Source organism: Paeniglutamicibacter sp. Y32M11, from assembly GCF_019285735.1.
Classification (GTDB): domain Bacteria; phylum Actinomycetota; class Actinomycetes; order Actinomycetales; family Micrococcaceae; genus Paeniglutamicibacter.
Window position 1 is genome coordinate 3,558,274 of sequence record NZ_CP079107.1, and the last position, 14,524, is coordinate 3,572,797.

10 protein-coding genes are annotated in these 14,524 nt (G+C 61.0%); 5 read left to right on the forward strand and 5 right to left on the reverse strand.

The features are described 5' to 3' along the window. Window positions 1-278: 278 nt before the first annotated feature. Both KUF55_RS15800 and KUF55_RS15805 read right to left on the reverse strand, forming a co-directional pair. Complete coding sequence (locus KUF55_RS15800; RefSeq protein WP_218817227.1) at window positions 279-1,655, reverse strand: carboxylesterase family protein; 1,377 nt, start codon at window positions 1,653-1,655, stop codon at window positions 279-281. Beyond that, entirely contained in the window at window positions 1,656-3,638 is a 1,983-nt protein-coding gene (locus tag KUF55_RS15805) for an NAD(P)/FAD-dependent oxidoreductase (RefSeq protein WP_218817228.1), read from the reverse strand. Window positions 3,639-3,773: 135 nt separating this feature from the next. On the opposite strand from KUF55_RS15805, the gene KUF55_RS15810 reads away from it, so the two are divergent. After that, on the forward strand, window positions 3,774-4,484 hold the full coding sequence (locus KUF55_RS15810) for a GntR family transcriptional regulator (protein WP_218817229.1): 711 nt from the start codon (window positions 3,774-3,776) through the stop codon (window positions 4,482-4,484). Window positions 4,485-4,561: 77 nt separating this feature from the next. On the opposite strand, the gene KUF55_RS15815 is transcribed toward KUF55_RS15810, so the two are convergent. Further along, window positions 4,562-6,142: an FAD-binding oxidoreductase gene (locus tag KUF55_RS15815; RefSeq protein WP_218817230.1), complete on the reverse strand. Its 1,581-nt coding sequence runs from the start codon at window positions 6,140-6,142 to the stop codon at window positions 4,562-4,564. 97 nt (window positions 6,143-6,239) lie between these two features. Here KUF55_RS15815 and KUF55_RS15820 point away from each other — a divergent pair, with 97 nt between their 5' ends. After that, a complete protein-coding gene (locus KUF55_RS15820; RefSeq protein WP_218817231.1) occupies window positions 6,240-7,181 on the forward strand; it encodes a LysR family transcriptional regulator in 942 nt (313 codons plus the stop codon). Here KUF55_RS15820 and KUF55_RS15825 read toward each other — a convergent pair. Further along, the gene (locus KUF55_RS15825; RefSeq protein ID WP_132359880.1) at window positions 7,178-8,512 is read right to left on the reverse strand and encodes an LLM class flavin-dependent oxidoreductase; all 1,335 of its coding nucleotides are present in this window, start codon (window positions 8,510-8,512) and stop codon (window positions 7,178-7,180) included. The genes KUF55_RS15820 and KUF55_RS15825 overlap by 4 nt on opposite strands. 226 nt (window positions 8,513-8,738) lie before the next feature. Next, window positions 8,739-10,094 (reverse strand): MFS transporter, encoded by a 1,356-nt coding sequence (locus tag KUF55_RS15830; protein WP_132359882.1) that lies wholly within the window; start codon window positions 10,092-10,094, stop codon window positions 8,739-8,741. A gap of 254 nt (window positions 10,095-10,348) precedes the next feature. Between KUF55_RS15830 and KUF55_RS15835 the strand changes: the two genes are divergently transcribed. Genes KUF55_RS15835 through KUF55_RS15845 form a run of 3 tightly spaced genes read left to right on the forward strand, consistent with a single transcriptional unit; the run spans window position 10,349 to window position 14,442 of the window. Beyond that, window positions 10,349-11,851, forward strand: a complete 1,503-nt coding sequence (locus tag KUF55_RS15835) for a 4-hydroxyphenylacetate 3-hydroxylase N-terminal domain-containing protein (RefSeq protein WP_218817232.1) — start codon at window positions 10,349-10,351, stop codon at window positions 11,849-11,851. Window positions 11,852-11,866: 15 nt separating this feature from the next. Continuing rightward, complete coding sequence (locus KUF55_RS15840; protein ID WP_132359886.1) at window positions 11,867-13,282, forward strand: MmgE/PrpD family protein; 1,416 nt, start codon at window positions 11,867-11,869, stop codon at window positions 13,280-13,282. A gap of 11 nt (window positions 13,283-13,293) precedes the next feature. Next, window positions 13,294-14,442 (forward strand): flavin reductase, encoded by a 1,149-nt coding sequence (locus KUF55_RS15845; RefSeq protein WP_218817233.1) that lies wholly within the window; start codon window positions 13,294-13,296, stop codon window positions 14,440-14,442. Window positions 14,443-14,524 lie beyond the last annotated feature (82 nt).

Here is a 14,524-nt window from a genome sequence, read left to right on the forward strand (position 1 = left end):
CGCCATTGAGCTTCGGTACGATGCCCTTTCCCGCGCATGGCCTTCGCCGTGTGCGCGGGCGGCTTGTTGCGCCGCCCGCGCACAGCATCGATCCGCCGTTCCGGGGCTAAAGACGTGCCTGCACTGGAACGCAGCAGCGTCAACAAAGTCTGCGCAGTATTGTGGGCCCCGGCAGCAGGGACGTAGCCCAGGTGCCGGATCCAAGAGCTTTGCCACCGTATCCAGTTCACCGGTGAGCCTGGTGGGACAGCGCAGCACCTCGACTTCGCGAACTTAAATCAGGCCCGCGCGATTGCCGCCCGACGTGCCGACAAGCCGCGCTCGGGCTCACGGCAATCGGTTCCATCCTCGGTGATCACCTGCAGCGATGCCGAGTGCGGGGCGAATGCCACGACCCTTTCCCCGTCTGCTTTAACCGGGACTCCCGTTCGCACAAAACCTCCGAGCATCGCACCGAGCTCGGCAGCAGCAGCATCAAAGATGCTCTCCGAAAGGTCCGTAAGCATCGGGGCGTCGGACCACTGCTGGCGGTTGCCAAAGAGGAACGGCAGCTCGAAGCAGTGCGCGGCACCCGCGTGGGGCAATCTCGATGCAACGTCGAATCGAACGGTGCTCACGTTTTTGCCCGCAGCAACCGCAGCATCGGCACATTCGGTGGCGTAGAGCTCGATCTGGTGCAGGGTCATGGCCCTGGCCATGCGGGTTTTGGGCGTTGATCCCGGAAGCTCCTGGCGAAGTTTCTCGCCACTGGCTTCGGGATCATCAAAATGCGCACCAATGAATCCCGCGACCGCGCCTTCGGTAAAGGCCGTTTCCGGAGCCATGCCAATAAAGGCATTGGCTTCGTCCTTGGTGTGTGTGAGCAGGATCTGTTCAACATGCAACCTAGCCATCGCCGCATCCACGTCAAAAAGATCGGCCGGGACATTTTCATCGATGCTCGGCATCAGCCCCAGACCACGACCTGCCCATGCCCGGGCCACCTCGCCCTGGGCCGCAAGCAGCTCAGCGATGGGCGCCAGCCCGGCACTCTTCCGGGCGAGCGCGCTGTCCACGATGCTCTGGCGTTGGGCCGCAGCCTCCCGATCCAAGGGCGGCTGATAGGTCAGCGACATCAGTGCCACACGCTGGAACAGTCCCCGAGCGGCCGGCAGCTGCGCCATGGCAAAGGCCCAGAAGGCACCGGCCGACTGTCCCACCAGACTGACATCTTCCGGGTTTCCGCCCAGGGTAGCGATGTGCGTCTGTACCCATTGAAGGGCGAGCAGCAGATCGCGGGGAACCAGATTCCCCGCTCCCACCGCGCCGGCATGGGCCAAGAGCCCAACCCGGTAGTTCACCACGACCACCACGCAATTCTGCTGCTGAGCGAAATGGGTGGCGTCGTACCAGCGCACTGCGCCGGCTCCCGAGACAAAGGCGCCGCCGGGCAAAAACACCATGACCGGTAGGTCGGTGGCGTCTTCGGGTGCGAACACCGAGAGCTGGAACGCTTGCTCGGACTGCTCCAACTCGCCCAGCGCTCCGCCGAGCAGCCAATCCAACGACCCGGGGCTCTGCGGGAAGGCCGCGGGTTCGGCAGCGATGAGGGAATCCACCGGCTGCAGTGCGCCATAGCGCCCCGCAGCCAATGTCCCATAACTAAAGGTCTTCACCTAGCGCACGTCCTGGTACTGGCTGCGGTCCACCGCGCGGGTGATGTTCCAGTAATCGAGCATCGGGTAGGGCCAGATCTGTGAGACCCGACCCTGCTTGTTTTTGTACCAGGTCTTCACCTCCGGGTGACCCCAAGCCTTGGCCCGGTTGGCCTCATCAAGATCTGCCACAAAGGACTCCAGTACCTCTGGCTGCAGGTCCAGTGCCTTGAGATCCTCACTGAGCACAATGCGCAGAGCATCAAGGATGTAGTTCAGTCCGTATTCGATCATCGAGAAGAGCGAACCGTTCACCACGTGTCCGGTATTTGGCCCCGAGACCAGGAACAGGTTGGGGAAGCCCGGCACGGTAATGCCGGCATACGCGGTGGCGTTGCCTGCCCACTGCTCGTGCAGATCCTTGCCTTCGCGCCCGGTAATCTTCAGCGGCTCCAAGAATTCGGACGCGGTGAAGCCGGTGGCGTAGATGATGACGTCGAGCTCGTGCAGCGTGCCCTCGCCATCGATGATGCCGTCGGCGCACATTTCTGTCATCCCGGAGGTGATCAGCGAGGTCTGCGGCTTTTTCAGGCTTGCTGACCAGACGCCGTTGTCGCGGAGCATGCGCTTACCGCCGACCACGTAGTCGGGGGTGACCTTGGCCAAAAGATCGGGGCGGTCGGCATACTGCTTCTTCAGCATGGCTTCGAGTTCGCTGCGCACCTTGGCGTTGGTGGCCGAGACGGACCCCGGAGTGGTCCAGTTCGGATCTCCCGCGGTGGTGTGCTGGCGTCCCTCGACACCCAACCAGTGCTGCCAGAAGCGCAGCCACTGCCCGTACTGTGGCAGGTGCTCGGCCAGCCACAGCACCGATTCGGGCATGTCCTCGTAGTAGAAGGGGGTGGGCAGCATCCATGGCGAGGAACGCTGGAAGACCTTAAGCTCTGCGACCTCATCAACGATGGCCGGGACGATTTGGTAGGCCGAGGCACCGGATCCGATGACCGCCACCCGCTTGCCGCGCAAATCGATGGCCGGGTCCCACTGAGCCGAGTGCACCTGGATGCCAGCAAATTTTTCGCGGCCCGGGGTGTCGGTGAACTTGGGGCGATCGAGCTGGCCCACCGCCGTGAGCACCGCGTTGAAATGACGCACCTCGGGAGCTGCACCGTCGATGCTCATTTCTACTGCCCAGAGTCCGGTGCTCTCATTCCAGGTAGCGCTGAGAACTTCGGCACCGAGCTGAACATTGGAGCTGATGCCGGCGCGGGCTGCCACCTCGCGGGTGTAGGAGAGGATCTCCGGTCCCTCGGAGAACTGCTGCGGCCAGTTATCGCGTTGGGCGAAGGAGAAGGAGTAGGCATAGTTGGGGGTGTCCAGCCGGACGCCCGGGTAGGTGTTCTTCCACCAGGTACCGCCAACTTCGTGGCCCTTTTCAAAGACGGTGTAGTCGTACCCGGCCTGCTTCAGGCGGTATGCGGCGGCCATGCCGGCAACGCCGGAGCCGATCACAGCGACGGTGAATTCGCGGGTGGGTGCCAGTTCCTTGGCATGGTGGCGCGGGGTGCCATTGTGCTGGGGCACCAGGGCCATGTCGTGCATGAGCATCGGGTGGTATTCGCGGGTGGCGCCGTTAGTCATCCAGTCAAGAATGTCCGCAGCCTGTTCATCGGATAGAGGGGAGACGCTGGTCAGCTTTTCGTCGCGAACGCGGCGCAGGGCGTTGAAGGCGAGCTCGCGGGCGCGTTCCTGCGCAGCTGCGTCCAATCCACCGTGAGGTGTGCCCACGGTGTCAACCGGAGGCTGGGGTGGGCGCAGGTCTTCACGCAACATGGTGTAGTCCCCGGTCACCGCGGCCAGCGCCACCATGAGTGCCGGAAGATCGGTGGTCTGGATGATGCTGAGCAGTTCGTCGTCGTCCTCGGTAATGGGCGAGTATTGATCTCGCCAATACAGATCGTCGATCTTGGTCTGCGACGGGTCCTGGGTCAGGGTCTCGGTCATGTTCACTCCTTGTGCTGCTGGACGATGGCGTTTCCTTGTCCGGGAACGCTCGAAGGCTTGAGACTAGTGTCACGCACAAGTTATGCATAAGTCAACGTAAAATGTATTCTTTGTAGCGTTTGGTATGATTCCCCTATGGCTAAGATGACCGATTCAGAGACCCTGTCCAAACACATCAGGGACGCCCTACGGAATGACATCCTTGAGGGCAGATGGGCTCCGGGCGCGAAACTACAGCTCACCCGGCTCTCTGAGCACTACGACACTTCAAGCACCGTGATCCGCGAGGCCCTCACGCGCCTGGTGGGCGATCAACTGGTCACGCTGCGCCCCAACCGCGGATTCTTTGTTCCCGAGCTGTCGCTGGCAGAACTCAGCGACATCACCGAGATGCGTTGCGTCAACGAATCACTGGCCGTCGCCTTGGCCGTCGAGCGCGGCTCGATCGCGTGGGAAAGTGAACTCATCGCTGCCCACCACACCCTTGAACGCACCGAGCGACGTTCGGTGGAAAATCCCGAAGTGCACACCGAGGCGTGGAATCACGCCCACCAGTTATTCCACGCAAAACTTGTGGAGGCCTGCGAGGTTCCCCTGCTGCTCAATCTGACCTGCATCCTCTCCGATTTAACTCAGCTCTACGGCCGCTGGGCCGGCACCGCAACTCGCGATGTAAAACGCGACGTTGATAAGGAACACCGCGATATCTTGGATGCTGCACTGGCCCGGAACGCCACGCTGACCGGCACCCTGCTGCGCAATCACTACGAAACCACGCTTAATGCCATCAAGAAGGCAGGCGAGGTGGGTATGGCCAGCACGCTGACTGGCACGTCCGCACCTTAACGGCGCGTCCTAATGAACGGCAAACCAGGCAAGGGCGGATATCTGGCGCAAACGCCTGATACCCGCCCTTTCTCTGTTTAGCCGAGGTTAACCACTTCGGGAACCGAAGAGCGACCCTCCCGGTAACGCTCGGGCCAGACGCCCTGTTTACCCGGGGCAATAATTCCCGCCGGGTCCAAGGCGTCCTTGATCTTTTCCTGCAATCGACGCAGTGAGTGGTTGTTGAAGTCGAAGCCGTCGGCGATGCGATCCATGTAGTCCACGTGGCTGCGGTACGGAGCATATCCCTTGGCGCGGGCCACATCTAGCAGCTCCGCGTACAGGGCACGCGCCCTGCCCAGCATCTCCTCATTTCCACGCTCGAAGAAGATCATCGTTACGTGAACCATATGCCGGGGGTACAGGTGGTACCCGATGTACAAATCAAAACCGTACTTGGCGTACAGCCGCTTGGCTTCCTGGTAGAAGGTGTAGACCTCTTCACCGCGTGCGGGAATGATTGGTGCCGCATCGATGTGTCCACCGTCCTGCGCCGCCCACCCCACCGTTGACAGCGGCTTCAGCGTGGGAACCCCGGCCATCTGCGTGCGGTCCAAAGCTGCAATGTCCTCATGCTGCAGGGCCAATCCTTCGGTGCCCGAGTAGAAGCGGGCGTCCACCCGAGCCCCGGGGATCACCGCGATGCGCTCGTTAATGATCTCGAGGCGGCGCTCGCACAATCCGCGGTCCCCGTAGAGCGCAAACTTGGCGTTCCACTGGCCCAGCCCAAATTCCTGGCGCATTTCTTCCAGCCGCCAGTCCGGGATTGATCCCTCGCCCTGCCAGAAGGAGGCGCGATTCCCGCGCATGGTCGCCGCGCGCACCACGTTGCCACACAGCGCGTTGTTCTGGATGATTTCCTCGCGACGCAACGTGGTGAGGATGTCGATCAGTTGCGGCAGATCTTCCTCGTTAGCCACGGCAATGTCGCCGTTGACGTAAGTGTTGGGAGCCGGCTGCAGCCAGAGCCCCACCTGCGTGACAACTCCAAGGTTCGACTGGGTAAAGAGCCCATCTAGGGTAGGACCAAATCCGCCCTGGAATAGCGGTCCCAAATCGGTGCCCTCCATGGCGCCCATACCGGTGCGCACCAGCTCACCGTCGGGAAGCACCACATCCATTCCACAGAGCTGCTTCACATGATCCCCATGCGGAGTCATCCCGTAGCCACGGTCGAGCATATTGCCCATCACCGAACCCCAGCCCAGCGCCGGAACACTGATCCATAGATTGAGTCCACGTTCCTTGATGTACTCAAAGAGATCAAAGAAGGTGACTCCGGGTTCCACGATGGCATAACAGAGCCTGTCATCAACGGCAATGATCCGATTCATGCGGCTCAAATCCAAGGCAACCATGCCCGAATCACGCGGTTCGGGTCCCCCGTAACCCAGGTTCTTACCGCAGGAGAAGACCCACAAGGGGACCTCAAGCTCGGTGGCCAGCTTCACCAGGCCCTGCACCTCCGCGGTGTTGGCGGGACGCACACCTGGCCACGGATTACGCCCCGGGTTCAGCGGGTAGGGGTCAATATAGCCCGCAGAGCTGTCCAATGACACCACGTTGTCCCCACCGACGATGTTCTCGGCCCTACGCAGGAATTCCTCGCGACGATCCATAACTCACCCTTCTGGTTCCCGGCTTCAGGCCCGGGAGCTAACTCAATAAATCAAATGTTTTGTACTGATCCAACGCCATCATCAATAGGATTGACCCATGAACCTTGAATCGCATCCCCGACTCACACTGCGCCAACTATGGCACTTTGTTGTCGCCGCCGAGGCCGGGACCATGGCAGAGGCTGCGCGACGTCTGCACATGGCACCGTCGGCGATATCGATGTCGATTGCCGAACTCGAACGGATCATCGGCTCCGACCTAGCGATCAAACGCCGTGCCAAGGGACTAACGCTGACCGCCACCGGACGAACCGTCCTGGGCCAAGCCCGAGTCCTGCTGGAGTTGGCCGGAGAACTCGAAACCCTGGGTCAAGGAACCCGCGCCTCGTTGCGTGGACCGCTGACCGTGGGCTGTTTTATGAGCCTTGGCCCCACCATCATTCCCACTATGCTTCGCGCCTTCGCCGAGCAATGCCCGCACGTGGAAGTCGACTTCGTTGAGGGTTACCACGCGGACCTGCAGCAGGCCTTGCTGGATGGCTCGATCGATGCGGCATTCCTCTATGGAGCCGAGATCTCCCCCAGCCTCTCCAGTGCACCGGTGACAGCGTCCGAGCTCTACGTCCTGGTCTCCAACGAGCATGCCCTCAGTGGGGCCGACTCCGTGTCGCTCATCGACATTGCCGGCGAACCTCTGGTGCTCTTTGACGCTGACCCGATTTCCCGGCGCATCCTGGGTTTGTTCGAGGAAGCGGGAATCACCCCCACCGTGCGGCACCGCTCGCGCAGTTACGCCACGGTGAGGTCCCTGGTGGGTTCGGGACGTGGAGTCGCACTCCTGTTCCAGCAACCCGAGCTCGAGGCTCCCTATCAGGAGCTTCGAGTGGTGCTCAAGCGTTTGGATGCCCCGGGGCTGGCCGGTGCCGCTGCGGTGCCGGTGTCCGTGGCGTGGCCGCGCAGCACCCGACTCAACGCCCGTGCCCAGGCTTGGGTCGAGGTTGCATCGGAACTGTTTGCCCACGCCACTCCCCCTGCCTAAGCCAGGGTATTCGAGCGGATCGAGGACGGACGAGCCAGACCGAAGTTATCCCGCAGCGTGCTGCCCTCGTACTCGGTGCGGAAGTAGCCACGCTCCTGCAGCTCGGGAACGAGCTTGTCGCAGATCAGTTCAAACCCGCCGGGGTTAAACGGGGCGTTGAGGTTGAAGCCGTCGCAGGCCTTGGCATCAAACCAGTCAATCATCCGGTCGGCAACCGCCGAGGCGGTTCCGGCCATCCACTGATGTCCGGTGGAGCGGGCCAGATCAACGATCAGCTCGCGCAGGCTCATGCCCTGGTCTACCGACTTGCGGCGGTAGATCTGGTAGCGCGAGCCCAATGCCGGATCATCGGAGAACCAGTCTTCGGGGATGGAATCGTTGAGGTCAAGACGGGTCAAATCCATCTTCAAATCAGCACCGACCTGCACACGACCGTTATCCATGTGGATGTTGTTGGCTAGGTGTTCGGCCAGCTCGTCGGCCTCGGCCTGGGTATCACCCAAGATCGGCAGGATGCCGGGGATGATCTTGATGTCATCGGGGTTGCGACCCTTGGCCGCTGCCATGGCCTTGAACTTGGCGTAGAACTCGACCGAGGGTTCCTTCAACGGCTGCGCCGTATAGATGCCATCGGCCACCGAGGAGCCCAGCTCCATGCCGGGTCCCGAGGATCCTGCCTGCACCATGACCGGGCGGCCCTGCGGGCTGCGTGGCATATTGATGGGTCCATCAACGGAGAAGAATTCGCCGCGGTGGTTGATCGGGTGGATCTTGGACGGATCAACGTACCAGCCACTGGCCTTGTCGTTGGTGACGGCATCGTCTTCCCACGAATCCCACAGCTGCTGAACGACATCAACAAATTCGGTGGCTCGGCGGTAACGCGTCGCCGGATCCGGGGCCTCGGTAATGCCGTAGTTTTGGAAGCCGTCGGAGGAGGTAACGATGTTCCATCCAGCGCGGCCACCTGACATGTGGTCAAGCCCGGCCATCTGCCGGGCCAGGTTATACGGCTCGCTGAAGGAAGTAGAAACGGTACCGATCAGGCCAATATTCTTGGTACGAGCTGCCAATGCTGCCAGCACCGTCATCGGTTCGTAGAAGCCATTCATCTTGATGTCGCCGCGCATCACGGTATTGGCGTGGACAATGTCGCCGAAGAAGATGGCGTCGAGCTTGGCGTCTTCTGCCATACGGGCCAGGTCGTAGACAAATTCTAAGTTGGCGAGCTCTTCGGAGCGGCTACCATCCATGCGCCACGAGTCCTTGTGGTATCCGGCCGGCAACATGAAGGTCGTCAGGACCATGTGCTTGGGGTTCTTCGGTGCCATGAGATCAGGCTCCTTTCGCTCGATGCCCAGCGCAGCGCAGCGCCGGGGCAAATTCTTCTGTGGATGCTTACGTACATCGTGCCAATGTCTTGAAAGATCGTAAATAGAGAACTTTCAGAACATTATGTTCAATATTTCTGATGTTGTGGAGAGATCATGACGGTTCGCCCGGCGGCGCATTGCCTCGGAAGATCTCGCGCCGTCGCCGGAGGCAACACGGGTACACCTAGTGGTGCTGGAGCTCCTGCGCGGAAGATTCCTTCACTTGCTGGGATTGCGCACCCTCGGGGCTCATCCGCACGGCGATCAGTCCCACGATGAGGACGGCGGCCCAGAAGACACCGACCCACACGAAGCCGCCAGCTAGGGTCAAGGCGGTGGCGATCATCGGAGTGAAGCCAGCGCCCAAGGTGGCGGCACCCTGGTAGGAAAGGGATGAGCCGGTATAGCGAACATCGGCGGGGAATAGCTCGGAGATGTAGGCACCAATCGGGCCGGCCAGGATGCCTTGAATAAGGCCATTGCCCACGAGCACCGCCAGCATGAAGCCCCACGCAGTTCCGTTATGCATCAGATAAAGGGCGGGGAAGGCCCACAAAACGCCGAGCACACCACCAAGGGTCAGTACCGAACGGCGCCCAATGCGGTCCGATAGTCGCGCGGCCCAGAAACAGACAACAATCGTGACGACGGCGGCCAGGCCCTTGATATTCAACACTGTCGAGCGCTCAACGCCCTCCCCCACGGCCACCGAAACACCCCAGGAGGTCAAGATGCCCTGCATCGTGTAGAAACCCAACGACGCCACGAGGGTGATAACCACGGTGCGCGGATGGTTACGCAGCACGCGCATGATCGGGGTGCGGCGTTCCTTCTCGACCTCTGCGGCCTTGGACTCAAGGTCCTTGAACACCGGAGATTCGGCCACCTTAAGGCGGATCACCATGCCAATAACAATCAAGACGGCAGAGAAGAGGAATGGGATACGCCATCCCCACACCAAGAATTGGTCACCAGTGAGGGCGGAAACGCCCGAGACCATAAAGGTTGCCAGCAGGCCACCGGCAGGAGCGCCCGCGTTGGCGAATGAGGCCGCAAGCCCCCGCTTGGAGGCGGGAGCGTGCTCGAGGGCCATCAAGGTGGCCCCGCCCCACTCACCACCGACCGAAATTCCCTGCACCATGCGCAGCAGCACCAATATGATCGGCGCAGCAATGCCGATGCTGGCGGTCGTTGGCAATAGGCCAATTGCGATGGTCGCGATGCCCATCATCATCATCGACAGGACCAGCATTCGTTTGCGACCAAGGACATCACCGAAGTGGCCAAAGATGATGCCACCCAGAGGGCGGGCTAGATAACCGACGGCGAGCGTACCGAAGGAAGCGAAGAGCGCTACCCCGGGATCGAGGTTGCCGAAAAAGACCTTGTCGAAGATCAGCGCAGCAGCCGTCGCATAGAGGATGAAGTCGTAGTACTCAATAATGCTGCCCAGAAGGCTGGACCCCAAGATACGACGCATGTTCTTGGTGTTCAGTGACTCACTGGCGGCGTCGCCGACCGTGGCTGATGATTTTTTCATGGACTCGCAAACTTCCGTTGAAACCGAAATTGTGACCTAAGACATGATGACTCACCTCACACCGTCACGTCAATTTTTACGCATTTTTAACGACAGAATATTTTATTCTTCGACCAACCCTCTGCTACCCCTGGGAATTTCTCCAGAAAGTTGAGGCCCTCGGTATTGCGCAAATCACGTTCAGGTATATAAACTTACACACAGAATATATTCTTGCCTCGATGGGGCAAGTCCAGTCAGCTAAGGAGAATCCCGTGAGCGCACGCAACGGAGCAGCATACAAAGAAGGCCTGAAGGACTCCCGCGAGGTCTGGCTTGGCGATCAGCGCATCGACGTCACCGAACACCCCGCATTCAAGGGCTCGATCAACGGCATGGCCGCATACTTCGACTACCAGCACAAGTACGCTGATGACTGCCTCATGACGGACGCCGCCACCGGCGAGGAACATAACGTCTCGCTGCTACGTCCACACAATTCGGAGGACATCGCCCGCCGACACCGCGCTTTTGACCGCCTGGCCCGCTACTCCAACGGCATGCTCGGCCGCACCCCGGACTATGTCAACGTGGTGCTCGCCGGCCATGCCTCACGCAAGGATATCTTCGACCGTTCCGGGGACCCGGTCTACTTCGAACGGCTCGAGGCTTACTGGAAGCACGTACAGAAGCACGACCTCGCACTGACCCACACCATCGTGCACGCGGCCATCGACAAGTCCGTCGGCGAGCTGCAGGGCATCAATGAGGAACTAACCCTGCGCGTTGTTGAACGCACCGAAGCCGGTCTGATTGTTCGCGGCGCCAAGATGCTGGCGACATTGGGCCCGATCGCCGATGAACTCTACGTCTACCCGGCCGTGCCGATCCAGAAGGGCTACGAAGAATATGCCCTCTCCTTCGCCATCCCGGTGGCCACCAAGGGTGTCGTTTCGGTCTGCCGCGATCACTACGGCGTGGACCAGGAAGTTGTCGACAAACCATTCTCCTCACGCTTTGACGAGCAGGATGCCGTCATCATCTTTGATGACGTGCTAGTTCCCTGGGACCGGGTATTCATCGATGGTCAGCTGGATGTGTACAACGCACTGAACGGTGGCACCGCCACCGGTAACACCCAGCAGCAGACCGCCATCCGCGCCTCGGTCAAGCTCGAATTCGCCTACGACCTGTGCACCCAGATGGCCAAGGTCACCGGCACCGATTCCAAGCCCGACACCGCCACCATGCTCGGTGAAATCTACTCCTACCTGCGCATCGCTCGCTCGGTGATCCACTCCGCCGAGGTCAACGCCTCCGATTGGGGCGGCGGAGCCTTCTTCTGCCACGACGACATCTCCGCGCTACGCACAATGATGCCCCTGTGGATGGCTCGCGTGAACGACATCATCAAGTCCATGGGCTCACACAATCTGCTCGCCACCCCCACCGCCGCTGCCTTCGATGAACCGCGCCTTGGTCCACTGCTGCGCAAGTACTTGCCCGGCGCCGGAGGCGTCTCCCCGGAGGACCGCGCCAAGATCTTCCGCACCGCCTGGGACTTTGCCGGTTCTGCTTTGGGCAGCCGAAACGAACTCTACGAACGCTTCTACCTCGGTTCCATTGGACGCGCTCGCGCCCTGGACCACAAAAAGGCCCAGGCCAAGGGTGTTGGTGGAGCCTTCGATGCGATGTTCGCCGAGCTGGGCATTTACCCCGTGATGAACGCACCCGACGATCTGAATCTGACGGCCGTCACCGTCCCCACCCGCGCCTAAAAGGACACTCCCGCCATGGAAACCGTAATTCCCCTCGTCGACAGGCTGGTTGCCCACGCCTTGGGGATCACCTTCGAGGATCTAGATCCGCAGACGGTGATCCGGGTGAAAACCCGGCTCCTTGATACCCTCGGCGCGATGGCGGCCGGACACGGATCCCAGGATGCACCCGCGGTGCTTCGAGTGGCCGCGGCCTGGGGATCCGGCGATGACGCCGGCGTTCCCGGGACCAGCTTGCGGTTACCTGCCGCCGCCGCGGCCTTCGCCAACTCCGTCTTGGCCAGGTCCTTTGACTTCGAACCGGTGGAAGCCGACGGACCGGAAGGCACTCGGGTGGCGGCACATATCTCCGGTACCACCGTCCCGGTGGCCCTGGCACTTGCCGAACTCACCGGGGCCAGCGGGGAAGAACTGCTCACGGCGCTGGCCATCGGAGATGACATCACCGCACGTCTGGCGGTAGCCAGCGGCTTTGACGTTTATTCGGGAACGGATAACACCGGAACAGTAAATGCCCTGGGTGCCACGTTGCTGGCAGCAAGGATGTTGGGACTTGACGCGCCAACCGCCAAACACGCGCTGGGTATTGCGGCGAATCAACTCGGCGGCACCGTGGCCAACATCTTTGATGCGGCAAGTGCGTTCAAACTACCGATAGCCCTTGCCGCCCACACGGCCATCACCTCCGCCCAGCTGGCAGCGGCCGGGTTTACCGGAGCGAATGATCCGCTGGAAGGAAAGCACGGGTACTTCCAGATGTACTGCACCGATGCAAAGCCGGCACTAGCCGGCGTGGGTTTGGGTCGGGAGTTCTACGGAGATACAACCATCAAGCCGTGGTCCAGTTGCCGTGCCGCACACCCCTCCCTCGAGGCCTGTATACGTCTGGTCACCGAGGAGGGTGTTGAGGTGGAGCAGCTCCAGGACGTGAGCATTCACATCACCGAGCGGACGTTGAACGGATTTGTTGGAGCTCGCTTTGATCCGGCAGAACGCCGAGTAGTAGCCGGGCTTTTTTCGATTCACTTCACCGCGGCAGCCGGATTGCTTCACGGCACCGTTCGTCCCGAGCACCTCACACCCGAGGCGATGGGAGATGAGCGCATCGCCGCATTGCTCGAGCGCATTACCCTGATCGGTTCCCTTCCCAATAGTCAGCGCCTCACCGCAGAAGCAACCGCCACCTTGAAGGACGGGAGCACCCGACACGTGCGGGTTCAATATCCTGCCGGCGACTTCGCTTCAACTCCACTGAAAAACAGTGTCATTGAAGAGAAATTCCGGCTCAATGTGGCCTTCGGACTCCCGGAGCTTGTCGAGCGCGCACCACGACTGATCGAGCTGGTTTCCGGCCTTGAGTTGGCCGAGTCGCTCGAAGGACTCTTTGGATCCTTAAACCCCACCGCCATGATCACCACCCCGATTGCCTAGGAGAAGTTACGATGAACACGCAAAACACGCCAGCCGAGACCACCGTCGTCGACGCCGGAATCTTCCGCAACGTGGTGGGGCATTTCGCCTCGGGCGTCACGGTCATCACCACCGTGGTGGACGGGGTCCTCTATGGAACCACGGCTTCGGCAGTTTCTTCGCTGTCGATGGAACCACCCATGATGCTCGCCTGCCTCAACCGATCCTCATCAACTCATGACCGTGTGGTCTCCGCAGGGTACTTTGGTATCAACATCCTGGCCGACGACCAGAGTGATCTGGCCTTCCATTTCGGGCGCAAGGGCGAGGACAAATTCGCTTCGGTTCCTCACACCATCTCCCCCGAGGGCATCCCGTTGATTGATGGTGCGCTGGCTACCATCGTGTGCAAGGTGGATGAAACGGCCACCGGCGGCACCCACACCGTTTTCTTGGGCTTGGCCACCAGCGCCGAGGCCCACAACCGCCAGCCACTGGCCTACTACCGCGGCTCAATGGGCAAGCTGGAACCGGTGAAGGAACTTTCTGCCTACACCGCGACCCGCAACTGGGTACTGTTGCGCAAGAGCCCGCTGGGTTCGGATCTCGACATTGAAGCCATCGCCGAGGCCACTCGATCGGAGGCAGCTCATGTGGGCAACGCTCTGGTGAAGCTGGAAAGTGAGCACTTGGTCTTCCGCACCCCAAGCGGCGTCTTCCAGCCCAGCCCAATTACTGCCGAGCTCACCGATTCTGCCTACGACTCCCGGGCCATCATCGAGTCGGGCATTATCGCCTCGCACTTGGATAAACTCACCGACGAGGTCATTGCCGAACTGCGCCGCATTACCGTCGAGCTGGGCAGGTTGCGCGATGAATCTGAGGCCGTTCTGGATGATTTCCTGGCCCTGAACGTCGCCTACCACGATGCTCTGGTGGGCGTTGCTGGCTCATCTCAGCTCACCGACGCATTCCGCCGACTGGGCATCGGAACGGTGTGGCGTCAGGCCCTGACCCGCGAGGAATGGTCCCGCAATCTGGACCACACTCACGTGGCAGCACTGACCGAGGCCCTGGCTTCGGGTGACGCCACGGCCGCGCAGGACGCGCTCACCGCCCACACCGCGTTTGGTAAATCCCTAGCCCGCGAAGTGGTTCTGCGCCACGGCGGCAGCGTCTAAACAAACCCCGCAAACAAACCTGTGTTGGACCGTTCCCCTGCCGGGGAACGGTCCAACATTGGTTTAACGTCCCATAGCTTCA